This window comes from Nocardiopsis sp. CNT312 (genome assembly GCF_000515115.1).
Taxonomy (GTDB): Bacteria; Actinomycetota; Actinomycetes; order Streptosporangiales; family Streptosporangiaceae; genus Nocardiopsis.
The window spans coordinates 103,804-127,779 of record NZ_AZXF01000010.1 but is presented as its reverse complement, the minus strand read 5'-3'; the positions used below and the strand labels follow the sequence as shown (position 1 = coordinate 127,779).

Genomic DNA, 23,976 nt, shown 5'->3' with positions numbered 1-23,976 from the left:
TCATCCCCCTTCCGTCCCATCGGAGGCGACCAAATGATTGACACTGGCACTACCACGTGGCTGCTCGTCAGCGCCGCGCTGGTGATGCTCATGACCCCGGGCCTGGCCTTCTTCTACGGCGGCATGTCCCGGGCCAAGAGCGTTCTCAACATGATGCTGATGAGCTTCGCGAGCATCGCGATCGTCAGCGTCCTGTGGGTTCTCATCGGGCACTCGCTCACCTACGCCGAGGGGCCGGGCGCGCTCAACTACTTCATCGGCGGCTTCGACATGGTCGGCCTCAGCAGCATCGTCGGCGAGGTCGACGCGGAGGGCGGCTACCCGCTGCTCGTCGACGCCGGCTTCCAGATGATGTTCGCCGTCATCACCGTCGCCCTGATCAGCGGCGCCATCGCCGACCGCGCGAAGTTCGGAGCCTGGCTGCTCTTCGTTCCTTTCTGGGCGCTGCTGGTCTACTTCCCCGTCGCCCACTGGGTCTGGGGCGGTGGCTGGTTCGGCCTGCTCGAGGAAGTCGTCGGCGCGGGCCTCATCGACTTCGCCGGCGGTACCGCTGTCCACATCAACGCCGGTGCTGCGGCCCTGGCCCTGACCTTCGTCCTGGGCCGTCGCAAGGGCTTCGGTGTGGAGTCCATGCGCCCCCACAACCTGCCGTTCGTCCTCCTGGGCGCCGCTCTCCTGTGGTTTGGCTGGTTCGGCTTCAACGCCGGCTCCGCCTACGCCGCTGACGCCGTCGCCGCCCTGGCCCTGGTCAACACCCAGGTCGCCACGGCCGCCGCGATCCTCGCCTGGATCCTGGTGGAGAAGGTGCGCTACGGCAAGGTCAGCGCCCTGGGCTTCGCCTCCGGTGCCATCGCCGGTCTGGTCGCCATCACCCCGGCGGCCGCCGATGTCACCCCCATCGGCGCCATCGCGGTCGGCCTCGCCTCCGGTGCCGTCTGCGCCTACGCCATCAGCTGGAAGTTCAAGTTCAAGTACGACGACGCCCTCGACGTGGTCGGCATCCACATGGCCGGCGGCATCATCGGTTCGCTGATGATCGGCCTCGTGGCCGCCTCCGCGGCCAACGGCACCGACGGCCTCGCCTACGGCGGCAGCATCAACCTGCTGCTCGTCCAGCTCATCGCCGTGGTCGCCACGATCGTCTACTCCTTCGTCGTCACCTGGATCATCGCCAAGATCATCGACCTCGTCGTCGGCTTCCGTATCGCCGAGGAGGTGGAGACCAACGGCCTGGACCACGAGCTGCACGCCGAGTCGGCCTACGCCTTCGAGGAGCTCGATGAGCTGGAGGAAGAAGCGGTCTCCTCGTCGACGCCTCCGGGCGAGGAGACGGCCTCATCGCAGGCCAAGGCCTAGCCCTCGACGCTGAGGCAGTGGGTCTTGCGCCGCTGACGCGGTGAGGTGCTCCAAGGGGCCGGCGGGGAACTACTCCCCGTCGGCCCCGTTCGCTGTCCCGAACCGGTGTGGCACCGGCACCCGTCGCGGTTGGATAACCTTTCTGTCGCGGTACGGGTGTGACCGAGACGGCCCCCGAGGCCCTTTCCGGCCCCCGAGCTCCGAGCAATCACGTGTATTCGTACAGTGCCCCGTGCGTCGGGGTCAGGAGGCAGCATGGCCCCGGTGAGTCACAGCAAGGCCCTCGGACGCGGCCGTGCCGCGTGCGCGGCAGCGGGTGCAGCCCTCGTTCTCGGCCTGGCCGGATGCACCCCGGGGACGGACGAGGGGGAGGGGGAGGGGGAGCAGGCCGAGACGGTGGCCGCCGCCCCGGTCCTGGAGGAGGCCCTCACCGCACTGGCCGCCTACCCCGCGCTCACCACCACGGGCCAGGTGGCCGCCTCCGTTGGAGAGGTCCCGCAGGAGGTGTCCCTCACCGTCGCCGACGGCGGGGCCGCTCAGGGCACGGTCAGCGCCAACGACCTCGACGGCGAACTGGTCGGAGCCGACGGCATGCTCTTCCTGCGCGCTCCGGAGGGCTTCTGGCTCGACCGCGGCGTCTTCGGCCCCGACTCCGACGAATTCCCGGAGCAGTGGGTGCGCGTCACCGGGGAACAGGCATGGATCGACCCCGCCGCGACGCTGGCACCGCCCGCGCTCGCACAGATCCTCGGTGGGATGGAAGTCGCCTCGCCGGAGGCGGTCACGGAGAAGCTGGACGGAGTCCTGACCCACAGGGTGGACCTGGCGGGCGAGCGCAACCGGCTGTGGATCAACGCCGAGACCGGCCAGGTCGAGCGCGTCGCCATCGAGGAACTCGTCCCCGAGGGGGCCGAGAGCGGACCGCAGGTCCGGCTGGACTTGGCGGAGGCCGACGACGCCGCCGTCGAGGAGCTCTACGACGGCCTGAGCACCGTCGCCGGGGAGGGGCTGGAGATGTCCCGGGACGCGCGCATCGACGTGACCTGGGACGGCCAGCCGAGCCTGAACTGCGGTGAGGGCCCCGACTGCACCTGGTCCGGGGTCGTGCACGACCAGGGCGGCACCGGCAGCGGGTCCGTGACTGTCGTCATGGACGTGGACTTCAGCAACGACGAGCTCGGGGACAAGGAGTGCAGCCAGACCGCAACCCTGGAGGCCGGGGGCTCCCTGGAACTGGCGTGCTCCGTGGACTACGGTTTCACTGGTGAGACCGGTGACGAGGTCTACGACGTGAACGCCGAGTCCCGGCTGTCCACACGGGGCCTGACCGGTGAGCGCCAGGAGGAGCTCCTGGCCGCGATCGAGGAGCAGCGCGAGGCCACCCTGTCGGGCGGTGCCGGGGAGGGCGAGGCCACGGACGGGACCGGGGCGGAGCCGTCCGGGCAGGCCACGGAGGACTGATCCACCCTCCCGGGTGCCCGCCGCCGTGTGGTGGCGGGGCCGGGGCGGGCAGGTAATCTGGGAGACCAATTCCGAGACGAAGGACTGGCCACACTCGTGTTCGAGACGCTTTCCGACCGGCTGACATCGGTCTTCTCCTCTCTGCGCGGCAAGGGGCGCCTGTCCGAGGAGGACATCAACGCGACCGCGCGCGAGATCCGTCTCGCGCTGCTGGAGGCGGACGTCGCACTGCCGGTGGTCCGCGCGTTCCTCGCACGGGTCAAGGAGCGTGCCCGCGGTGAGGAGGTCTCCAAGGCCCTCAACCCGGCACAGCAGGTCATCAGGATCGTCAACGAGGAACTGGTCGAGATCCTCGGCGGCGAGACCCGTCAGGTCCGGTACGCCAAGAACCCGCCCACCGTGATCATGCTTGCCGGCCTTCAGGGTGCCGGCAAGACGACCCTGGCGGGCAAGCTCGCCAAGTGGCTGGCCGGGGAGCGCAACACCCCGCTGCTGGTCGCCGCCGACCTCCAGCGCCCCAACGCGGTCACCCAGCTCCAGGTGGTCGGCGAGCGCGCGGGCGCGCCGGTCTTCGCCCCCGAACCGGGCAACGGCGTGGGCGATCCCGTGCGGGTGGCCCGGGACTCCGTCGAGTACGCCCGCCGCAACAACCACAACGTGGTCGTCATCGACACCGCGGGCCGCCTCGGTGTGGACACCGAGATGATGCGGCAGGCCGCGGACATCCGTGACGCGGTCGAGCCCGACGAGATCCTCTTCGTCGTCGACGCCATGATCGGCCAGGACGCGGTCAACACCGCCCAGGCCTTCCTCGACGGGGTCGGCTACGACGCCGTCGCGCTCACCAAGCTCGACGGTGACGCGCGCGGCGGCGCGGCGCTGTCCATCCGCCATCTCACCGGCCGTCCGATCATGTTCGCCTCCACCGGCGAGAAGCTGGACGACTTCGACCTCTTCCACCCGGACCGGATGGCCTCGCGCATCCTGGACATGGGTGACGTCCTCACCCTGATCGAACAGGCGCAGCGCACGTTCGACGAGGCCGAGGTCGAGAAGATGGCCTCGACCATGGCCTCGGGCGAGGACTTCACGCTCGACGACTTCCTCGAACAGATGTCGATGGTCCGCAGGCTCGGGCCGATCGGGAACCTGCTCGGCATGATGCCCGGCATGGGGCAGATGCGCGAGCAGATCGACAGCATCGACGACAAGTCCCTGGACCGCATCCAGGCGATCATCCGGTCGATGACCCCCGCTGAGCGCGCCCAGCCCAAGATGATCAACGGCTCGCGCCGACTGCGCATCGCCAACGGTTCGGGGACGCAGGTCAGCGATGTCAACGGCCTCGTCACCCGGTTCTTCGAGGCGCAGAAGATGATGCGCAAGATGAAGGAGGGCGGCGGCATGCCCGGCATGCCCGGCATGCCGGGCATGCCGGGCATGGGGGGCGGTGGCAACCGCAAGAAGGCCAAGGCCCAGGCCAAGAAGGCGAAGAAGGGCAAGCAGCGCAGCGGCAACCCGATGAAGGCCCGCCAGCAGGAGGCCGAGCGTGCCGAACAGCGCCGGCGCCGCCAGGAGGAGGGCGGCGGCCAGCCGCAGTTGCCTCCGGGGTTGGGCGGCGGTGCGGGCGGGTCCGGCCAGCCCAAGCTCCCGCCCGCTTTCGGCGGGCCCAACATGCCGGACCTGTCGGATTTCACACTCGGTCAGGGCAAGGGCGGGAAGAAGTAGTCCAACCAACCGTCGGATGTGTGACCGTGCGCGGTCGGGTTCCTGGCAGAGGAACCCGTTGGTGTCTGGCACAATGGGGAGTCGACTAACGGTGACCGGCCAGCCCTCTAACTCGTCGGTCGCCCACGTCAGCCCCAACGCGCGCCGCAACCCCACGCGGCCCGCCGCCGGGCAGATCGCACCGTTGACCGGGAGAAGACCACTCCAGTGGCTGTCAAACTGAAGCTCAAGCGTATGGGCAAGATCCGTACGCCCCAGTACCGCATCATCGTCGCCGACGCTCGCAACAAGCGTGACGGCAAGGCGATTGAGGAGATCGGCAAGTACCACCCCAAGGAGGAGCCGAGCCTGATCCAGGTCGACTCCGAGCGGGCGCAGTACTGGCTGTCCGTGGGTGCCCAGCCCTCCGACGCGGTCAAGGTTCTCCTGCGCAAGACCGGTGACTGGCAGAAGTTCAAGGGTCTGCCCGCTCCGGCGCCGCTGAAGGTGGCCGAGCCCAAGGACCCCGAGGCCAAGGAGGCCGCCTTCCAGGCCGCCCTCAAGGAGCTCGTGCTCCCGGGCGCCGAGGGCAAGGGCAAGGGCAGGAAGTCCGAGAAGAAGGCGGACAAGGCGGAGAAGGCTGACAAGCCCGCCGAGGCCGCCGCCGAGGCAGAGAAGTCCGAGGGCGAGGCCTGACGTGCTGGAAGAGGCGCTTGAGCACCTCGTCAAGGGGATCGTTGCCAACTCCGACGACGTCCAGGTGAGGGCCAGGAGGCTCCGCAAGGGCAAGGTCTTGGAGGTGCGGGTCCACCCCGACGACCTGGGCAAGGTGATCGGCCGCAACGGCCGCACCGCCAAGGCGTTGCGGACCGTCATCGGTTCCCTTGCCGGGGGCCGCTACGTCCGTGTGGACCTGCTGGATCTTCACGAGGTGCGCTGACACGCCTCTCGGGGCGCCGCCCGCAAGGGCGGCGCCCCGCCGCCGTGCCCGGGGCCGCTTCCCACGAGCCTCGGGCTCCGTCGTCCCGGTCCTGAGCCGGGCCGGACACCAGAGGGAGGGGCACAGCCCCATGCTGCTCGTAGTGGGTCGGATCGGCCGTGCTCACGGGGTGCGCGGCGATGTGGTCGTCGATGTGCGCACCGACGACCCCCAGGAGCGGTTCGCCGTCGGCTCCGTACTCGCCACCGACCCGGCCGACCGGGGGCCGCTGACCGTCGCCGCGTTCCGCCGCCACAGCGGGAAGTCCCTCGCGCGCTTCGAGGGACACGTCGGCCGCGACTCCGCGGAGGCGCTGCGCGGTACCACCCTGCTGGTGGACTCCGCCGACCTTGCGCCGACTGACGACCCCGACGAGTTCCACGACCACGAACTCATTGGCTTGGACGTGGTGACCACCGCCGACGAGCCCGTCGGCCGGGTGTCGGACGTCCTCCACCTGGCGCAGGACGTCCTCTCCGTCACCACCGGGGACGGGCGTGAGACGCTCGTGCCGTTCGTGGCCGCCCTGGTCCCCGAGGTCGACGTGGCCCGGGGCCGGATCGTCATCGATCCGCCGCCCGGCCTGCTCGACCTCGCAGAGTGAGAGGGCGCGCATGCGCATCGACATCATCAGTATCTTCCCCGACTACTTCGCCCCCCTGGAACTGTCGCTGATCGGCAAGGCGCGCGCGGCCGGACTGCTCGACGTGCGCGTGTACGATCTGCGCTCATGGACCCACGACCGGCACAACACCGTCGACGACACCCCCTGCGGCGGCGGACCGGGCATGGTGATGAAACCGGAGCCGTGGGGTGAGGCGATCGACGCGGTGACGGGTGGCCCCTTGCAGGGGGAGGGCCGTCCGCCGCGGCTGGTCCTGCCGACCCCGAGCGGACGCCCCTTCCGTCAGGCCGACGCCGAACGCCTGGCAGGCGAGGGACACCTGGTCTTCGGGTGCGGACGCTACGAGGGGATCGACGCGCGGGTGGCGGAGGAGGCCGCACTGCGCATGCCGGTGGAGGAGCTGAGCATCGGCGACTACGTGCTCAACGGCGGGGAGTCCGCCACCCTGGTGATGGTCGAGGCGATCACCCGGCTGCTTCCCGGCGTGCTCGGCAACCGGGAGTCGGCGGTCCAGGACTCGTTCGCCTCCGGCGGGATGGAGCACCTCGTCGAGGGCCCCGTCTACACCAAGCCCGCCCAGTGGCGCGGCCGTGCGGTCCCACCGGTCCTGCTCTCCGGTGACCACGGGGCCGTCGACCGCTGGCGTCGCGACCAGGCCCTGCGCAAGACCGCGCGCAACCGGCCCGACCTGGTGCGGGACACGCCCGAGGAGGCGTTCGACCGGCGTGACCGGGAGGTTCTCGAAGCAGAGGGCGTTCGGGTCGGCCGCGGGGATGTGGCAGACTAGGTGAGTTCCCCCCTGGTGACCGGCCGCATCCGCATGCCGCCGGACCGACGTCGGCCTCTGTGACGGTCACCCGGGCGGTTCGACAGTCGGACTCCAGATCCAGGGTCCAGGGCCCCGCCCGCGTTCCCCTTCCCGGCACCGCCGGGCGGGGCAGGACGTGGAGCGCTACCGATGAGGATGACAGATGCACACCGCCATTCAGGAGCTCGAAAAGGCTCAGCTCCGCACCGACGTCCCGGACTTCCGTCCCGGTGACACGCTCAACGTCCACGTGCGCGTGACCGAGGGCAACCGCACCCGTACCCAGGTCTTCAAGGGTGTCGTCATCCGTCGCCAGGGCGCGGCCAACCGCGAGACCTTCACGGTCCGCAAGGTGAGCTACGGCGTGGGCGTGGAGCGCACCTTCCCCATCCACACGCCGGCCATCGAGAAGTACGAGGTCGTCTCCCGCGGCCGTGTCCGCCGGGCCAAGCTGTACTACCTGCGCGAGCTGCGCGGCAAGGCCGCCCGCATCCGCGAGCGCCGTGAGCCCGTCGGCAAGTAACCCGCCTCCGGCTCGTTGCCGGGACCTCACCGCTCCGGAAGGCCGCGCGGTATAGGCTTTCGGCGATGAGCAACGACGACGGCAGGGACCGCGCGGCGGACGAGGACCGGGACGGGCAGTCCCCCCGGTCCGGTCCCGAGGACAGCAGATCCGAAACCGGCTCCCGAGTGCACGGGTACTCGGGAGCCGCTGCTGTGTCCGGGGGAGGCGGTCCGGGCCCGGAAGAGGGGGCGGGCAGTGAGATGAGCAAGTCCGAGAGCGCCAAGAAGGAGGGGTCGTTCTGGAAGGAACTGCCCATCCTCATCGCCATCGCCCTGGTGCTGACGTTCGTGATCAGGACCTGGGTGATGCAGGCCTTCTACATCCCCTCCAGCTCCATGGAGAACACCCTCCTGATAGGGGACAAGGTCCTCGTCAACAGGCTCGTCTACGAGGTCCGCGACGTCGAGCGCGGAGAGATCGTCGTCTTCAACGGTGAGGACTCCTGGGACGACGCCGCCACCTTCGTGCCCGAGCCGACCAACCCGTTCTCAGCGGCGTTCACGTGGGTGCAGCAGCAGATGGGGGTCGCGCCCACGGGCAAGGACTACATCAAGCGCGTGATCGGCCTGCCGGGCGACGTGGTGGAGTGCTGCGACGAGCAGAACAGGGTGACGGTCAACGGAGTACCGCTGGACGAGGAGGCCTACCTCCACCCGGGGGCGCTGGAGACCCACGACCCGTTCGGCCCGATCACCGTGCCCGAGGGGCACCTGTGGGTCATGGGTGACAACCGCGGCGTCTCCGGGGACTCGCGCGACCACCAGAACGACCCGGGTGGCGGAGCGGTGCCGCTGGAGTACGTGGCGGGGCGGGCCTTCGTCATCATCTGGCCGCTCGACCAGGCCGGATGGCTGTCGGTGCCCGAGACCTTCGAGGACCTCGACAGCGCGCGGCAGTGAGTCCCGCCCCGGTCGCGGAGCGTGCCGGGAGGCGGTGCCGGGGCAGCGGAGCCGAGGAGAATATCCGTTCAGGGGGTCCACTACGGCCTCTTCGTGCCGCATGATGGAACCCGGGCCGCCTTCGTGTCCCCCCGGTTCACGGGGCCGCCCTCCCACCCGGGAGTCGGCGGCGTCGGCCGGAAGGGGGTCCGAGGAGAGTGCGACGAAAGCGAGCACGTCATGAGTTCTGAGGACCTGGAGAAGTACGAGGCCGAGATGGAGCTCCAGCTCTATCGCGAGTACCGGGACGTCGTCGGCCTTTTCGGCTACGTGGTGGAGACCGAGCGCCGTTTCTACCTCACCAACCACGTCGACCTGCAACCGCGCTCCACCGAGAACGGGGAGATGTACTTCGAGGTCGTGATGGAGGACGCCTGGGTCTGGGACATGTACCGGCCCGCCAGGTTCGTGCGCAACGTGCGCGTGGTGACGTTCAAGGACGTCAACGTCGAGGAGATCGCCAAGTCCGACCTGGAGGTGCCGCCGCCGGAGGGGGGCGCGTCCTGAGGCCCGCACGGGGGGAGCCGGTGACTGAGGTTGTCCACAGGCTGAGGGGACCCCTGGCGCGTTGACCGCCGATCACCGACCGTAGTAGCGGGAGGTGGTCGCCGATGGACACGGGGGCACAGTACCGCCGCCGCTTGGGCGGTGTCGGCGAGGAGCTGGCCGCGGTCTTCCTCGAACGTGCCGGCATGCGGGTGCTCGACCGCAACTGGCGGATCCCTGACGGCGAGATCGACATCGTGGCCAGGGACGGGCCCGCCCTGGTCGTGGCGGAGGTCAAGACGCGCACCTCCCTGCGCTACGGACATCCGCTGGAGGCCCTCACCCCCGCCAAGCGGCGCCGCCTGCGCCGGCTCGGCGTAGCGTGGGCGGACCGCCACCGCGTCCCCGCTCGCCCGCTGCGCGTCGACGGCGTCGGCGTGCTGCTGGCCGGTGCCCGCGTGTTCGTCTCCCACGAGCGGGGGGTGGGCTGATGTCGCACGCGCGCACCCACTGCGTCGCCCTCGTGGGGGTCCAGGGACACGTCGTCGAGGTGGAGGTGCACCTGGGCGGCGGCAACCCGGGCGTGACCCTGGTGGGGCTGCCCGACGCCGCCCTGCGGGAGGCCCGGGACCGTATCCGCGCCGCAGTGGCCAACAGCGGTGAGCGCTGGCCCGGCGGCCAGGTCACCGTCAGCCTCTCCCCGGCCGCCCTGCCCAAGTCCGGCAGCCTCTTCGACCTCGCTATCGCCGGGGCCGTCCTCGCCGCCTCCGGTGAGGTGCCGGTGGCCCGCCTGGCCCGCACGGTCCTCATCGGGGAGCTGGGGCTGGACGGGCGGACCCGACCGGTCCAGGGCACCCTTCCCGCCGTGATCGCCGCCGCCGAACTCGGCTACGACCGCTTCGTGGTCGCCCACGGCAACGCAGCGGAGGCCCGCCTGATCCCCGGCGTGGAGGTACTCGCCACCGGCCACCTGGCCGACGTGTGCCACTGGCTGCGCGGCGGCGACTTGCCCGAGGAGCCCGAGCAGTGGTCCGCCCCGCGGCGGCCGGACAGGGGCGACCGGAGGGATCCGGGCGTGGACCTGGCGGACGTCCTCGGCCAGCCGGTCGCACGCAGGGCGGTGGAGATCGCCGCAGCCGGGGGACACAACCTCTTCATGCTGGGCTCCCCCGGGACCGGGAAGAGCCTGCTCGCCGAACGGCTCCCCACGGTCCTGCCCCGGCTGACCCAGGCCGAGTCGCTGGAGTCCACCGCGATCCACTCCGTGGCGGGAACATTGCGGCCGGGGGAGCCGCTGATCAGCACGCCCCCGTTCGCCGCCCCGCACCACTCCTCCAGCCGGGCCTCGATCATCGGAGGCGGCCCCGGATACCCCGTGCCCGGATGGGCGTCCAAGGCCCACAACGGGGTCCTCTTCGTGGACGAGGCGCCCCAGTTCGGGAGGGGGGTCCTGGACTCGTTGCGCGAACCCCTGGAACGGGGCGAGATCGCCCTGGCCCGCTCCGCGGCCACGGTGGTCTTCCCGGCACGCTTCCAGTTGGTGATGGCCGCCAACCCCTGCCCCTGCGCCAAACCCGACAGCCTGTGCGTCTGCCCGCCCGGCGACCGTCGCCGCTACCTCGCCCGGCTCTCCGGGCCGCTGCTGGACCGCGTGGACCTCAAGGTGGAACTCCAGCCGGTGGCGCGCGCCGAACTCCTGGCAGACCGGGCCTTCGCGGAGTCCTCGGCGACCGTCGCCGCCCGGGTGGAGAAGGCCCGGGCGCGGGCCGCCGACCGGTTGGTGGACACACCGTGGCGGACCAATGCCCAGATTCCGGGGGCGCGCCTACGGCGCGAGTTCCCTGTGGAACCCGAGGCGCTGCGGGTCCTCGGGACGGCGATGGACCGGGGGCAGATCAGCGCCCGCGGTGTGGACCGGGCCCTGCGGGTCGCCTGGACACTGGCCGACCTGTGGGACCGCGACCGGCCGGGTGAGGAGGAGACCGCCTACGCCTTCGCCCTGTGGTCGGGGCGGGCGTGGTGAGCACGGTTCGAGGCCGGTCGGGTGCGGCCGCGGCACGGGACGGCACAGCGGGATCGCTGCGGGGGACTCGGCGCCTCGGCAGGTGGCCGCAGACGGCTTGGCGTCGGCCAGCATCCGCGTTGGTGCGGGGGCGCTCCGGGAGAGCACGAGGCGGTGCGGCCACGGTGCGAGTCGGGCGGGACGGGGGAGGCGCGGTGCCCGTACACCGCGCGGACGAAGGGAGGGCCGGCGGTGTCGGAACGGAGTGTGGAGGAGGAGGCCGAGGCGCGGGCACGGGCCTGTCTCACGGCGGCGGTGCCGCCGGGGGATCCGTGGGTGGCGGCGCTGCTCGCCGAGCACGGCGCGCAGCGGGTGTGGCGGCGGCTGTCCGACGGCGCTCCGCCGCCGGGCACCGGGGGGCCGGAGCCCTCACCAGCGGAGGAGGGGCGCCTGGCGCGGCGCTGGCGGCAGTGGGGAGTCCGGGCCGCGCGGGTGGACGCCGACGCGTTGCTCGAAGCGTCGGCGGAGGCGGGGACGCGCTTCGTCGCCCCCGGTGACCCGGAGTGGCCGGGGCGGCTCCTGGCCCTGGATCTGGACGGGGGGAGCCGTCCGCACGGCCTGTGGGTGCGCGGCCGCGGCGACCTGCGCAACCTCTGCCTGCGCTCGGTGGCCGTGGTGGGTGCGCGGGCGGCCACGGCCTACGGCCGGCACGTCGCCTCCGAACTCTCCTACGACCTGGCGGAACGCTCGGTGGTGACCGTCTCCGGCGGTGCCTACGGGATCGACGGTGCAGCCCACCGGGCCGCGCTGGCGGTCGGGGGCACCGTGGCCGTGCTGGCCTGCGGACTGGACGTGGATTACCCGCGTGGGCACGCCGCGCTGTTCACCGACATTGCCAGGAACGGGGTGCTGGTGAGCGAGCACCCGGTGGGCACCACACCTCGCGCCCCGGACTTCCTGGTGCGCAACCGGCTCATCGCCGCGCTCACCCCGGGCACGGTGGTCGTGGAGGCCGGTTGGCGCAGCGGGGCACTCAACACCGCCTCGCACGCCCTGGAGATGCACCGGGCCCTGATGGCGGTACCGGGCCCGGTCACCTCCGCGGTCTCGGTGGGCTGCCACGTGCTCCTCCGGGACCGGCAGGCGGCGTGCGTCACCTGCGCCGAGGACGTGATGGCCCACGTGGCGCCGCTCGGTGAGCCGTTGCCGGACCACGGGCCGGGGCCGCTGCGGGTGGCGGCCGACCTCGACCCGGAGACGGCGCGTGTGCTGGAGGCCGTGCCCCGGTCCGGAGCCGGTGCCGCGACGATCGCCACCCGCGGCGGTACCACCCTGGAGCAGGCCATGCGCTCCCTGGGCCTGCTGGCCGCGGCCGGCCGTGTGGAGCGCTGCACGGCCGGCTGGCGGGTTCCGCGATGAGGGTGGGGTGCCGCCGCCCGGTCGGTCTGCGAGGCAGGGCGCGCCCGGGGCCGACAGGTGGCTCGGGCGGGTGAGGAGCGCCTCGGCACGCCCGGGACCGGTTCCGTCTCGTCCGTCTGGGTAGGTTCACGCCATGGCTGCCACCTACAGTGACGCTCTGCTGGCCGACGGCCCCCTCCTCTTCGTCTCCGGTCAACTGCCCCAGGCGCCCGACGGGAGCGTCGCCGGGACCGTCACCGGCCAGACCCGGCAGATCTTCCGCAACATGGAAGCGGTGCTGGCCCGGCACGGCGCCGACCTCACCCACCTGGTCAAGCTCACCTACTACCTGCGCCACATCACCGACCTCGACGAGTTCCGTCCCGCCCTCGTCTCCTGTCTGCCGGGCGACCTGCGTCCGGCGGGCACCCTCGTGGAGGTGAACGGACTGCTCAACCCGCGGTTCCTGGTGGAGATCGACGCCGTCGCCTGCCTGCCCCGGAGGTGAGCGCGGTGCTGGAGGACTTCGCCGCCCACCTGACGGGCGAACTGGGGCGGTCGCCGCACACCGTGCGCGGTTACCTGGCCGACCTGCGCTCCCTCCTGGCCCACCTGGAGGAGCACGGCCGCCCGATCGAGGAACTGGACGTGCCCCTGGTGCGCGCGTGGCTGTCCCGTGCCCGCGACGCGGGCGCGAGCCGGTCCACGGTCGCGCGCCGGGTGGCCGCCGTCCGGGCACTCACCCGCTACCTGTACCGGGAGGGCGTCCTTGCGTCGGACCCCGGCCCGCGCCTGGCCTCCCCACGACAGCGGCGGTCGCTGCCCACGGTGCTGGAGGAGCACCAGGCCGCTGAGGCGCTGTCCCGGCCCCACGCGGGTTCCCCGCTGGAACTGCGCCGCCACGCCGTGGTGGAGGTCCTCTACGCCACCGGTGTGCGGGTGGCCGAGCTGTGCGCCCTCGATCTCGACGACGTGGACCGGGAGCGTGCCACGGTGCGCGTCCTGGGCAAGGGCGCCAAGGAGCGCACGGTACCCGTCGGGGTGCCCGCGCTGGAGGCGCTGGACGCCTGGCTCACCGGGGGGCGTCCCGAGTGGGCCGTGCCCTCCAGCGGATCGGCGGTGTTCCTGGGTACCCGGGGCCGGCGGCTGGGTGTGCGCCAGGCCCGCGAGGACGTCCACGCCCACCTGCACGCCGCCGGAACGGACGGGGGCCCGCACAGCCTGCGGCACAGCGCCGCCACACACCTGCTCAACGGGGGAGCGGACCTGCGCAGCGTCCAGGAGTTCCTGGGCCACGCAAGCCCGCGCAGCACCCAGGTGTACACCCACGTGTCGGTGGAGCGGCTGCGCGACACCTACCGCCGCGCCCACCCCCGCGCCTGATCACCCTGGTGGTCCCCCGCCGGTTCGAGGGGGAGGGGCCCGGGGGCCGGTCCCGCCGTCGGAGGGGGGTCACCCCCCCCGTGTGGGAACTCCTCTCCCCGCCGGGTGAGGGGGAGGAGGCGGACCTCTCCGAGGCCGAGGAGGCCCAGGGGGTCCAGGTAGGTCTTGCCGCGCAGCAGGCCCCAGTGCAGGCAGGGGCGGCCGGGGCAGTGCGCCGGCTCCGCTGCGACGGTGCCGATCACCTCGCCCGCACGCACCGGGTCGCCCCGTACGAGGGGGGACTCCACCGGCAGGTAGGTGGTGCGCAGGGGGCCGTGCGCGATGCTCACCAGCGGGGTTCCCGCGACCTCGCCGACGTAGTGCACGTGTCCGGGGCCGGGCGCGTGCACCGGCGCACCGGGTTCGGCGGCCAGGTCGACGCCCCGGTGGCCGGGCAGCCACCGCTCCTCGGGGGGGTCGAAGGGGCGCAGCACAGGGGTGGGCGGTTCCACCGGCCACTCCCAGACGCCCTCCGCGGCGGTTCGGTCGGGGGCGAGGGAGAGCAGCGGAATCGAGAGGACGGCGAGCAGACGGGGCAGGTACCGGAGAGAGGGTGGGCTCATGGGTCAAGGGTCGGACCTCGGGAGGCGGCGCGCCAGAGGCCGCGCCAGCCTGTGGACAACCCTTCCTCTTGACAGAGTGCAGGTCCCGTGTATCCCCGACGGGCGATAGAATCATCCGTGGCCCGCTGGGCCGACCACAATTCGCACGTCCACGCGCCTCCTCCGGGAGGGGCCGCACCCACGGTCCGCACCGTTTCGGCGGGGCGGCGGTACGGCCGGGGCGTCAGGCACAACCGATGGCGGAGGAAGCCCTCCGCCCCCTCAAGGAGGACCGAGTCATGGCCACAGTCGTGACCATCCGCCAGCTCCTGGAGAGCGGCGTCCACTTCGGGCACCAGACCCGTCGCTGGAACCCCAAGATGAAGCGCTTCATCTTCACCGAGCGCAACGGCATCTACATCATCGACCTCCAGAAGTCGCTGGCCTACATCGACCGGGCCTACGAGTTCGTCAAGCAGACCGTCGCCCACGGCGGCACCATCCTGTTCGTCGGCACCAAGAAGCAGGCGCAGGAGGCCATCGACGAGCAGGCCCGCCGGGTCGGCATGCCCTTCGTCAACCAGCGCTGGCTGGGCGGCATGCTCACCAACTTCTCCACCGTCCACAAGCGGCTCCAGCGCCTCAAGGAGCTGGAGGAGATCGACTTCGACGACGTGGCCGGCTCCACGCTCACCAAGAAGGAGCTCCTCAACCTCCGCCGTGAGAAGGAGAAGCTCGAGCGCACCCTCGGCGGTATCCGCGACATGTCCCGCGTGCCCAGCGCGGTGTGGATCGTGGACACCAAGAAGGAGCACATCGCGATCAGCGAGGCCCGGAAGCTGAACATCCCGGTCGTCGCGATCCTGGACACCAACTGCGACCCCGACGAGGTCGACTACCCCATCCCGGGCAACGACGACGCGATCCGCAGTGTCAGCCTGCTCACCCGCGTCGTCGCCGACGCCGTGGCCGACGGTCTGCTGGTCCGCTCCGGTGCCTCCGGAGCCGAGGCGGCCGGTGGGGACAAGCCCGCTGAGGAGCCCCTCGCCGAGTGGGAGCGCGAGCTGCTCGAAGGCAAGGGCGAGGCCGCCGCTGAGGCTCCGGCTGAGGACAAGCCCGCTGAGGCTCCGGCCGAGGCCGCTGCCGAGGCTCCGGCCGAAGCCGCCGCTGAGGCCCCCGCTGAGGCCCCCGCCGAGGCTCCGGCTGAGGCTCCGGCCGAGAAGCCCGCCGAGTAGGGCCCAGGGCCGTCACATCCCGCCGCCCCATCGCCTGCCGGTGGGGCGGCTCACGCGGGCAGCCCCGCGATTCCACGACACTCCACTCAAGGGAACTGGCGAGAACAGTCATGGCGAACTTCACCGCCGCGGACGTCAAGAAGCTGCGCGACATGACCGGCTCCGGCATGATGGCCTGCAAGAAGGCCCTCACCGAGGCCGACGGCGACTTCGAGAAGGCCGTCGAGGCCCTGCGTATCAAGGGCGCCAAGAAGCAGGCCGAGCGCGGCGAGCGCACCGCTGCCCAGGGCATGGTCGTCCTCAAGCAGGCCGGCGACGGCAAGGCCACGCTCATCGAGCTCAACTGCGAGACCGACTTCGTCGCCAAGAACGACCAGTTCATCGAGCTGGCCGGCCAGGTCGCGGACTTCGCCGAGAACCAGGAGAGCGACGACCTCGCCGCTGTCGCTGCCGCCGAGATCGAGCCGGGCAAGACCCTGCAGACCTTCATCGAGGAGAAGGGCGCGGTCATCGGCGAGAAGCTCCAGCTCCGCCGCCTCGCCAAGTTCGAGGGCGCCTACGTCGCCAGCTACCTCCACAAGTCCGACCCCGACCTGCCCCCGAGCATGGGCGTCCTGGTCGAGCTGGACAAGGCCGACGCCGAGGTGGGCAAGGACGTCGCCCAGCAGATCGCCGCACTGGCCCCGCAGTACGTCGGCAAGGACGACGTCCCCGCCGACGTGGTGGAGAAGGAGCGCGCCATCGCGGAGCAGACCACCCGCGAGGAGGGCAAGCCCGAGCAGGCGATTCCCAAGATCGTGGAGGGCCGCCTCAACGGCTTCTTCAAGGACGTGACGCTGGTCGGTCAGCCGTTCGTCAAGGACAACAAGAAGACCGTGCAGAAGGTCCTCGACGAGGCCGGGGTGAGCGTCAAACGCTTCGTCCGCTTCAAGGTGGGCCAGGCCTAGGACTTTGACATGATGGAGGTGCCGGGGAGCGTGATCCCCCGGCACCTTCGGTGGATATGGGCGGGTTCGAGCGGGGTGTGAGCGCCCGCTCCCCACCCGGCAGGAACAATCGGGGGACCCTGGGGCCACTCGGGGACACCAAGGGAGGCCAAGGGGCCGTGTCGGAGAACGAAACCATGAGCACCGAACCCGCAATGCACGATTCCGGTTGGAAACGCGTGATGCTCAAACTCTCCGGTGAGGCCTTCGCCGGCGGAGGTGGTCTGGGCATCGACCCCGAGATCGTCCAGTACGTCGCGGAGTCCATCGCCGAGGCCGTCTCCGAGGGCATCGAGGTCTCCGTGGTCGTCGGCGGCGGCAATATGTTCCGCGGTGCCCAGCTCACCGAGGGCGGGATCGAGCGCGGCCGTGCCGACTACATGGGCATGCTCGGCACCGTCATCAACTGCCTCGCCCTCCAGGACTTCCTGGAGCGTCTGGGGGTGGAGACCCGCGTGCAGACCGCGATCCACATGAGCCAGGTCGCCGAGGCCTACATCCCGCGACGGGCCGTCCGCCACCTGGAGAAGGGCCGCGTGGTCATCTTCGGTGCCGGCCTGGGCGCCCCCTTCTTCTCCACCGACACCACGGCCGCCCAGAGAGCGCTGGAGATCGGGGCGCAGGCGGTCCTCAAGGGCACCCAGGTCGACGGGGTCTACGACTCCGACCCCCGGCGCAACCCGGACGCGGTCAAGTTCGACAAGCTCAACTACAACGAGGTCCTCACCCGCGGACTCAAGGTCATGGACGCCACCGCGGTCAGCCTGTGCATGGACAACGGGCTGCCCATCGTCGTCTTCGACCTGATGAGCCAGGGCAACATCCTGCGCGCGGTCCGCGGTGAGAAGATCGGCACCATCGTCGGACCGGCCTCCGCCTGAGGCGGCACGGTCGGCAAGCCACGAACACCAGAGTCGAATCCGGGAGCGCTGACATGATCGAAGAGACCCTCCTCGAAGCCGAGGAGAAGATGGAGAAGGCCGTGGCGGTCACCAAGGAGGAGTTCGCGACGATCCGTACCGGACGCCCGACCCCCGCGACCTTCAACAAGATCACCGTGGACTACTACGGTGCCCGGACGCCGATCAACCAGCTCGCCTCCTTCTCGGTCCCCGAACCGCGGATGGTGGTCATCTCGCCGTTCGACGTCAACGCGCGGACCGAGATCATCAACGCCATCCGCAACAGCGACCTGGGCGTGAACCCCTCCGACGACGGCCAGGTCATCCGCGTGGTGTTCCCGGACCTGTCCGAGGAGCGCCGCAAGGAGTACGTCAAGGTCGTGCGGACCAAGGCCGAGGACGGCAAGGTCTCCATCCGCAACGTCCGCCGCCGTGCCAAGGACACCTTCGAGAAGGGCGTGAAGGCGGGTGAGATCGGTGAGGACGAGGCGCACCGCGCCCAGAGCGAGCTCGACGACCTCTCCCACAAGTACGTCGCGTCCATCGACGAGGTGCTCAAGCACAAGGAAACCGAACTGCTCGAGGTCTAGGTGACATCTCCTTCCACGGGCTCCGAGGGGCGCGACCCCTCGCACGAGCACAGACCCGACGCGGAGTCGCGCCCCGACTCCGACAGGGCCGAGGGACAGCGCTTCGTGCTGCACAAGCCGGGGGGCGATCCGGTCAAGACCGGCCGCAACCTCCCGGTGGCCATCATCAGCGGGTGTGTCCTGGGCGCGCTCGTGCTGCTCACGATCTTCCCCTGGCCGCAGCTCTTCACGATCATCACCGTGGCCGGGGTGCTGATCGGGCTGCGGGAGGTCAACCGGGCGTTCGTCGGCAAGGGTGTGAAACCGGCCCTGGTGCCGCTGGCGGTGGGCGGTGCGCTCATGCAGCCGGCAGCCCACTTCGGCGGCGCCGAGTGGCTGGTGGGCGCGACCGCGCTGACCGCCGTCGCCTGCCTGGTGTGGCGGCTGCGCGGCGGCCAGGACGGTTTCGTGGCCGATGTGTCCGCCAACCTGTTCATCCTGGTCTACCTGCCGTTCCTGTTCGGTATCTGGCAGTTGCTCATCGCCCATCCCGAGGACGGCCAGTTCCGCCTCATCGCGTTCATCGTGGTGACGATCTCTAGCGACATCGGCGGCTACTTCGCCGGGATCCTGCTCGGCCGACACAGGATGGCCCCTGTGATCAGCCCGAACAAGACCTGGGAGGGCTTCGGCGGGTCCGTCGTCGCCTGCGCCGTCGCCGGTGCCCTGTGCGTCGTCTTGATGCTGGACGGTCCGTGGTGGGTCGGCGCGGTGCTGGGACTGGCGGTCGTCTTCGCCGCCACGGTCGGCGACCTGATCGAATCGCTGTTCAAGCGCGATCTCGGGGTGAAGGACATGGGCAGTTTCATGCCGGGCCACGGCGGTCTGATGGACCGGCTCGACTCCCTGCTCATCGCCAGCCCCGTGGCGTGGGTGGTGCTCAGCCTGCTGCTCTGACCGGGGTGGGGACCCGCGGGTCCCCACCCCGGTCCGGTACGCCGGGGGACCGATACGCTCGCTTGCGTGGATGAACCGCTGATCGAACGCATGCGCTCCTACGGTGAGACGGTCTTCGCGGAGATGACCCGTCTGGCCGTCGAGACCGAATCCGTCAACCTCGGCCAGGGGTTCCCCGACACCGATGGGCCCCGGTCGCTGCTGGAGGCGGCCACCGGGCACATCCTGGAGGGGGTGAACCAGTACCCTCCGGGCCCGGGGCGCCCGGAACTGTGTGCGGCGGTGAGCCGCTACCGCTCGCGTGAGTACGGCATCGACCTGGACCCGGACACCGAGGTGTACGTGACGGTCGGGGCCACCGCGGGCATCGCCGCGGCACTGCTCGCCCTGGTCGAGCGGGGCGACGAGGTGGTCGTCTTCGAGCCGATGTACGACTCCTACGCGGCGATGATCTCCCTGGCCGGGGGTGTGCGCCGACCTGTGCCGCTGAGGCCCGACCCCCAGCGGGGCGCGTTCACCTTCGACCCCGACGAACTGCGTGCGGCCGTGGGGCCCCGCACTCGGATGATCGTCGTCAACACCCCGCACAACCCGACGGGCACGGTGTTCACCGCCGACGAGCTGGAGATGGTCGCCGCCCTGTGCCGCGAGCACGATCTGATCGCCCTCACCGACGAGGTCTACGAGTTCCTGACCTTCGACGGCCGGCCGCACCTGCCGTTGGCCTCGCTGCCCGGGATGGGGGAGCGGACCCTGTCGGTGTCCTCCGTCGGCAAGATCTTCGCCGTCACCGGGTGGAAGCTCGGATGGGTCACGGGCCCCGAACCACTGGTACGCGCGGTGCGCACGGTCAACCAGTTCCTCACCTTCTCCGCCAACGGGGCGTTGCAACTGGCGGTCGCCGACGCTCTCGACACCGAGCGGGCGTGGATCGAGGCCCAGCGCGCCTCGCTCCAGGACAAGCGGGACCGGCTGGCCGCCGGGCTGGCCGAGGCCGGGTTCGGCGTGCACACGTGTGAGGGGACCTACTTCCTCATGGCCGACATCGGCCCCCTCGGCCACGACGACGGTGTCCGGCTGGCGCTCGCCCTTCCCCGCGAGGCAGGGGTCGCGGCCGTCCCCGCCCAGGTCTTCTACGACCACGAGGAGGAGGGCGTGCACCTGCTGCGCTTCGCCTTCTGCAAGAGGGACGAGGTCCTTGACGAGGCGGTGCGGCGCCTGAAGGCCTGGCACCGCCCCTGACCGCGCCGCGGGGGCCGGTGCGCACCGGCCCCCGCTTTCGGCTAGCCCTCGGGTTCGAACCAGACCGCACCCAGTGGCGGCAGGGTGATCTCGGCGGAGAACGGCTGGCCGTTGCACCCGCGCTCCTGTGCCCGCACGTGGGCCGGCCCCTCGTAACCCGAGCCGCCGAACCGGGGTTCGTCGGAGTCCAGCACCCGGTTCCACCGGCCGCCCGAGGGCAGCCCCACCCGCAGACCCGGGCGCGGCACCGGGGAGAAGTTCACCCCGCACACCAGCGCGGAGCCGTCCTCACCGCGGCGCAGGTAGGTCACCGTGTTCCCCTGGTGGTCGCCTGCGTCCAGCCACTGGAAGCCCGCCGGGTCGGTGTCCAGCGACCACAGGGCCGGGCGCGGCCGGTAGAGGTCGTTGAGCGTGCGGACCAGCCGCTGAGCCCCGGCGTGGTGGTCGAACTGGAGCAGCCACCACGGCACCCCGGACTCGTGCCGCCACTCCTCGCCCTGGGCGATCTCCCCGCCCATGAACAGCAGCTGCTTGCCCGGGTGCGACCACATGAACGCCAGCAGCGCCCGCACGGTGGCCGTGCGCTGCCACTCGTCGCCCGGCACCTTGTTCAGCAGTGACTGCTTACCGTGCACGACCTCGTCGTGCGACAGCGGGAGAACGTAGTTCTCGCTGTAGGCGTACACCATCGCGAACGTTAGGTCGTTGTGGTGGTACTGGCGGTGGACCGGCTCCTTCTTCACGTACTCCAGGGTGTCGTGCATCCACCCCATGTTCCACTTCATCCCGAAGCCCAGGCCGCCCCGGTCCACGGGCGTGGTCACGCCGGTGTAGGCGGTGGACTCCTCGGCGATCATCGTGATGCCGGGGTTGCGCCGGTAGGCCGTGGCGTTGAGCTCCTTGAGGAAGTCGATCGCCTCCAGGTTCTCCCGTCCACCGAACATGTTCGGCTCCCACTGGCCGGAGTCGCGCGAGTAGTCCAGGTAGATCATCGAGGCGACCGCGTCCACCCGCAGGCCGTCGACGTGGAACTCCTCCAGCCAGTACAGGGCGTTGGCCACCAGGAAGTTGCGGACCTCGGTGCGCCCGTAGTTGAAGATCAGGGTGCCCCAGTCGGGGTGCTCGCCCCGGCGCGGGTCGGGGTGCTCGTACAGCGCCGAGCCGTCGAACCGGGCCAGCGCCCACTCGTCCTTGGGAAAGTGCGCCGGGACCCAGTCCAAGAACACCCCGACACCCGCCTGGTGCAGCGCGTCCACCAGGTGGCGCAGCTCGTCCGGCGAACCGAAGCGCGGCGTGGGCGCGTAGTACGACGTCACCTGGTAGCCCCACGAGCCGTCGAACGGATACCCCGCCACCGGCAGGAACTCCACGTGGGTGAAGCCCATGTCGGTGACGTACTCGACCAGTTGCTCGGCCAGTTCCGTGTAGCCCAGCCCCGGACGCCACGACCCCAGGTGCACCTCGTACACGCTCATCGGCGCGCGGTGCGCCTCCACGCCCTTGCGCTCGGCCATCCACTCCTGGTCGCCCCAGGTGTGGGAGGAGGTCGTCACCACCGACGCCGTCGCGGGGGGCACCTCGGTCCGGCGCGCCATCGGGTCGGCCTTGTCCCGCCAGTGACCGTCGCCGCCCAGCACCTGGAACTTGTAGAGCTCGCCGTCGCCCACCCCGGGGACGAACAGTTCCCAGACACCGCTGGAGCCCAGGCTCCGCATGGGGTGTCCGCCCCCGTTCCAGTGGTTGAGGCCGCCGATCAGGCGCACGCCGCGCGCGTCCGGCGCCCACACCGCGAACCCGGTTCCCTCGACCTCGCCCATCGGGGTGTCGATCGTGCGGACGTGGGAGCCCAGGGCGCGCCACAGCTCCTCGTGCCGCCCCTCGGAGATCAGGTGCAGGTCCAGTTCGCCGAGGGTGGGTGCGAAACGGTAGGGGTCGGCGGAGACCGTCTCCGGACCGTCCTGGTAGCGCGTGGCGACCCGGTAGTCGGTCGCGGGCCCGCACCCCTCGGGGAGCGTTCCCCCGAACACCCCGCGGTGCAGGTGGTCGAGGGCGACCCGGGTGCCGTCGGGCAGGAGCAGGCCCACCTCCCGCGCCCCGGGGCGCAGGACGCGGACCGCGGTGCGCCCGGTGCCGTCGGGGTGGGCGCCGAGGAGGCCGTGCGGGTCGTGGTGGTGCCCGTCCACCACCCGGTCCAGCGCGGCGAGCAGGGCCGGATCGGCTGCTGCAGGGCCGACCCGCTTGGCCTTCGGCTTCGGGGCCCGCTGGCGGGGGGCGGCCTTGGCGGTCGTCGTGGTGGTTGAGCGCGTACGCGGTTTTCTGCTGGGCGTGGTCAAGGAGTCTCCGTCATCGTCGGATGGTCGGGGTGTCGGGGCCGGTGGCGGGTGGTCAGCCGGGTACGGGCGGTGCGGTGGCCGCGGCGGCGCCGGAGGTGGCCCAGCGGATCGAGTCGAGCGGGACACGCAGCCAGTCCGGCCGGTTCCGTGCCTCGTAGAGCACTTCGTAGACGGCCTTGTCGAACTCGAAGGCCCGCAGCGCCGTCAGGTGCTTGTCCGGTTCGGTGCCGCCCGCGTCCGCGTACCCTGCGCAGAACGCGGCGCGGCTGCGCCGGGCCCAGGATCGGGCCGACCACTCCAGCCCCGCGTCGTCGGGCCGGCGGACCAGCAGGTGGCCGGCGGCGTAGTCGAAGGACCGGAGCATGCCGGCCACGTCGCGCAGCGGACTGGCGAGTTTCTGGCGCTCACTCACCGGCACGGTGGGCTCGCCCTCGAAGTCGAGCAGCACCCATCCCGAGGACGCGCGGATCGCTTGGCCCAGGTGGTAGTCGCCGTGGATGCGCTGCACAGGCAGCGGTTCGTCCGTCCGGGCGAAGTCGGCGTAGGCCGACATGACCCGCGGTGCGTGCCGGGCGAGTTCGGGCACCTCCGTACTGGCGATGGCCAGACGCTCGATCATGCCCTCGGCGAGTCCCGCCGCGTCCACGGGCGAGAGGACGTCGGTGGGCAGTTCTCGGGCCAGGGCCCGGTGTACCTCGGCCGTGGTGCGGCCCAGCAGTTCCGCCTCGTCGGCGAAGGAGTTCTCGCCGTCGGGACCGCCGCTGTCGGCCAGTGCGCCGATGCGGCTCGTGGCCAGGAGCCAGCCGTCCGTGGCCTGCGGGATGTAGGCCTGGAGCATGGCCAGCGTGGCCGGGGCCCGGGACCCGGGCAGGTCCGCCTCGATCCACCCGCACGTACGCGCCACCCGGGGCGAGCCGCTCAGCGCCGTGGTCAGCTCCAGGTCCGGGTTGTGTCCGGGCCAGAGCCTGCGGAAGGTCTTCAGGATGTAGTCCTGGCCGAAGACCAGGGAGGTGTTGGACTGTTCACTGGTGAGGACGCGCCCGTGGGCGCCGACCCTGATCGGGCAGCCGGGCAGGGTCCGGAAGCGCACCTGCGCGTCGTCCCCCGTCGTCGGGGGGTGGGCGAACCTCTGGAGGAGCAGTGCGGTCAGTTCCGTGTCGCGCGAGGCGTCGTAGACCGCGCGCGGACGGCTCCCCTTCAGGCGGCACACGCCGATGACCTCGTGCGCCAGATCCGGTGTCAGGGACCGCGGCGGCCGGGAGCCGAGCAGGACCTGGTAGCGGGAGCCGGCCCCGCGCTGTTCGGTCTGGACGACCAGGACGTCGAGGCCGGGGCCGTCCGGCCGTGCGGGTACCAGTGTGTGGCGGCTCTCCACGCGCAGGCGCCGGATGGGGACGCCCTTGCCGGAGAACCAGCGCTGTCGGGGCAGCCAGGAGGCGAGCAGTTCTTCGAGTGTCGACATG

General features: G+C 71.2%; 24 protein-coding genes. 21 read left to right on the top strand and 3 right to left on the bottom strand.

From position 1 onward, the window contains the following. Nucleotides 1-33: 33 nt before the first annotated feature. The 15 genes from B042_RS0102345 (at nucleotide 34) to B042_RS0102275 (ending at nucleotide 13,708) form a co-directional block, all read left to right on the top strand. On the top strand, nucleotides 34-1,356 hold the full coding sequence (locus B042_RS0102345) for an ammonium transporter (RefSeq protein ID WP_028646882.1): 1,323 nt from the start codon (nucleotides 34-36) through the stop codon (nucleotides 1,354-1,356). Nucleotides 1,357-1,611: 255 nt separating this feature from the next. Beyond that, nucleotides 1,612-2,817, top strand: coding sequence for a hypothetical protein (locus B042_RS0102340; RefSeq protein ID WP_028646881.1), 1,206 nt, complete (start codon nucleotides 1,612-1,614; stop codon nucleotides 2,815-2,817). A 96-nt stretch (nucleotides 2,818-2,913) separates the two neighbouring features. Then, nucleotides 2,914-4,545, top strand: coding sequence for a signal recognition particle protein (gene ffh, locus B042_RS0102335; RefSeq protein ID WP_028646880.1), 1,632 nt, complete (start codon nucleotides 2,914-2,916; stop codon nucleotides 4,543-4,545). Between the two features lie 207 nt (nucleotides 4,546-4,752). Beyond that, complete coding sequence (gene rpsP / locus B042_RS0102330) at nucleotides 4,753-5,220, top strand: 30S ribosomal protein S16 (protein ID WP_028646879.1); 468 nt, start codon at nucleotides 4,753-4,755, stop codon at nucleotides 5,218-5,220. A 1-nt stretch (nucleotide 5,221) separates the two neighbouring features. Next, on the top strand, nucleotides 5,222-5,464 hold the full coding sequence (locus B042_RS0102325; protein WP_017598215.1) for an RNA-binding protein: 243 nt from the start codon (nucleotides 5,222-5,224) through the stop codon (nucleotides 5,462-5,464). A gap of 130 nt (nucleotides 5,465-5,594) precedes the next feature. Then, entirely contained in the window at nucleotides 5,595-6,107 is a 513-nt protein-coding gene (gene rimM, locus B042_RS0102320; RefSeq protein ID WP_028646878.1) for a ribosome maturation factor RimM, read from the top strand. Between the two features lie 10 nt (nucleotides 6,108-6,117). Continuing rightward, nucleotides 6,118-6,915, top strand: coding sequence for a tRNA (guanosine(37)-N1)-methyltransferase TrmD (gene trmD / locus B042_RS0102315; protein ID WP_028646877.1), 798 nt, complete (start codon nucleotides 6,118-6,120; stop codon nucleotides 6,913-6,915). Nucleotides 6,916-7,099: 184 nt separating this feature from the next. Next, the gene (gene rplS, locus B042_RS0102310; protein ID WP_028646876.1) at nucleotides 7,100-7,459 is read left to right on the top strand and encodes a 50S ribosomal protein L19; all 360 of its coding nucleotides are present in this window, start codon (nucleotides 7,100-7,102) and stop codon (nucleotides 7,457-7,459) included. A 65-nt stretch (nucleotides 7,460-7,524) separates the two neighbouring features. Then, nucleotides 7,525-8,400, top strand: a complete 876-nt coding sequence (gene lepB, locus B042_RS0102305) for a signal peptidase I (protein ID WP_028646875.1) — start codon at nucleotides 7,525-7,527, stop codon at nucleotides 8,398-8,400. Between the two features lie 219 nt (nucleotides 8,401-8,619). Then, a complete protein-coding gene (locus tag B042_RS0102300; RefSeq protein ID WP_028646874.1) occupies nucleotides 8,620-8,946 on the top strand; it encodes a DUF2469 domain-containing protein in 327 nt (108 codons plus the stop codon). Between the two features lie 104 nt (nucleotides 8,947-9,050). Further along, entirely contained in the window at nucleotides 9,051-9,416 is a 366-nt protein-coding gene (locus tag B042_RS0102295) for a YraN family protein (protein WP_028646873.1), read from the top strand. After that, nucleotides 9,416-10,948: a YifB family Mg chelatase-like AAA ATPase gene (locus tag B042_RS0102290; protein ID WP_028646872.1), complete on the top strand. Its 1,533-nt coding sequence runs from the start codon at nucleotides 9,416-9,418 to the stop codon at nucleotides 10,946-10,948. The genes B042_RS0102295 and B042_RS0102290 overlap by 1 nt, the downstream gene beginning before the upstream one ends. A gap of 231 nt (nucleotides 10,949-11,179) precedes the next feature. After that, nucleotides 11,180-12,346, top strand: coding sequence for a DNA-processing protein DprA (gene dprA, locus B042_RS0102285; protein WP_028646871.1), 1,167 nt, complete (start codon nucleotides 11,180-11,182; stop codon nucleotides 12,344-12,346). 133 nt (nucleotides 12,347-12,479) lie between these two features. Continuing rightward, nucleotides 12,480-12,833 carry a RidA family protein gene (locus B042_RS0102280; protein WP_028646870.1) on the top strand — a complete coding sequence of 118 codons (354 nt, stop codon included), beginning with the start codon at nucleotides 12,480-12,482 and terminating at the stop codon, nucleotides 12,831-12,833. A 5-nt stretch (nucleotides 12,834-12,838) separates the two neighbouring features. Next, a complete protein-coding gene (locus B042_RS0102275; protein WP_028646869.1) occupies nucleotides 12,839-13,708 on the top strand; it encodes a tyrosine recombinase XerC in 870 nt (289 codons plus the stop codon). Here the strand turns inward: B042_RS0102275 and B042_RS21690 are convergent. Next, entirely contained in the window at nucleotides 13,681-14,310 is a 630-nt protein-coding gene (locus tag B042_RS21690) for a murein hydrolase activator EnvC (protein ID WP_155988831.1), read from the bottom strand. The two genes, B042_RS0102275 and B042_RS21690, sit on opposite strands and share 28 nt — an antisense overlap. Nucleotides 14,311-14,588: 278 nt before the next feature. Between B042_RS21690 and rpsB the strand changes: the two genes are divergently transcribed. The 6 genes from rpsB (at nucleotide 14,589) to B042_RS0102240 (ending at nucleotide 20,180) form a co-directional block, all read left to right on the top strand. Then, the gene (rpsB, locus tag B042_RS0102265; RefSeq protein WP_028646868.1) at nucleotides 14,589-15,524 is read left to right on the top strand and encodes a 30S ribosomal protein S2; all 936 of its coding nucleotides are present in this window, start codon (nucleotides 14,589-14,591) and stop codon (nucleotides 15,522-15,524) included. A 110-nt stretch (nucleotides 15,525-15,634) separates the two neighbouring features. Further along, on the top strand, nucleotides 15,635-16,471 hold the full coding sequence (gene tsf, locus B042_RS0102260) for a translation elongation factor Ts (protein WP_028646867.1): 837 nt from the start codon (nucleotides 15,635-15,637) through the stop codon (nucleotides 16,469-16,471). A gap of 176 nt (nucleotides 16,472-16,647) precedes the next feature. After that, complete coding sequence (gene pyrH, locus B042_RS0102255) at nucleotides 16,648-17,391, top strand: UMP kinase (protein WP_028646866.1); 744 nt, start codon at nucleotides 16,648-16,650, stop codon at nucleotides 17,389-17,391. Nucleotides 17,392-17,444: 53 nt separating this feature from the next. Continuing rightward, nucleotides 17,445-18,002: a ribosome recycling factor gene (gene frr, locus B042_RS0102250; protein WP_028646865.1), complete on the top strand. Its 558-nt coding sequence runs from the start codon at nucleotides 17,445-17,447 to the stop codon at nucleotides 18,000-18,002. Next, nucleotides 18,003-18,938: a phosphatidate cytidylyltransferase gene (locus tag B042_RS0102245; RefSeq protein WP_028646864.1), complete on the top strand. Its 936-nt coding sequence runs from the start codon at nucleotides 18,003-18,005 to the stop codon at nucleotides 18,936-18,938. A gap of 90 nt (nucleotides 18,939-19,028) precedes the next feature. Then, a complete protein-coding gene (locus B042_RS0102240) occupies nucleotides 19,029-20,180 on the top strand; it encodes a pyridoxal phosphate-dependent aminotransferase (RefSeq protein ID WP_231493726.1) in 1,152 nt (383 codons plus the stop codon). 41 nt (nucleotides 20,181-20,221) lie between these two features. On the opposite strand, the gene glgB is transcribed toward B042_RS0102240, so the two are convergent. Together glgB and B042_RS0102230 are read right to left on the bottom strand one after the other, a co-directional pair. Further along, on the bottom strand, nucleotides 20,222-22,387 hold the full coding sequence (gene glgB, locus B042_RS0102235) for a 1,4-alpha-glucan branching protein GlgB (RefSeq protein WP_394296892.1): 2,166 nt from the start codon (nucleotides 22,385-22,387) through the stop codon (nucleotides 20,222-20,224). A gap of 178 nt (nucleotides 22,388-22,565) precedes the next feature. Beyond that, entirely contained in the window at nucleotides 22,566-23,975 is a 1,410-nt protein-coding gene (locus tag B042_RS0102230; RefSeq protein WP_028646861.1) for a phosphotransferase, read from the bottom strand. Nucleotide 23,976: the final 1 nt, after the last annotated feature.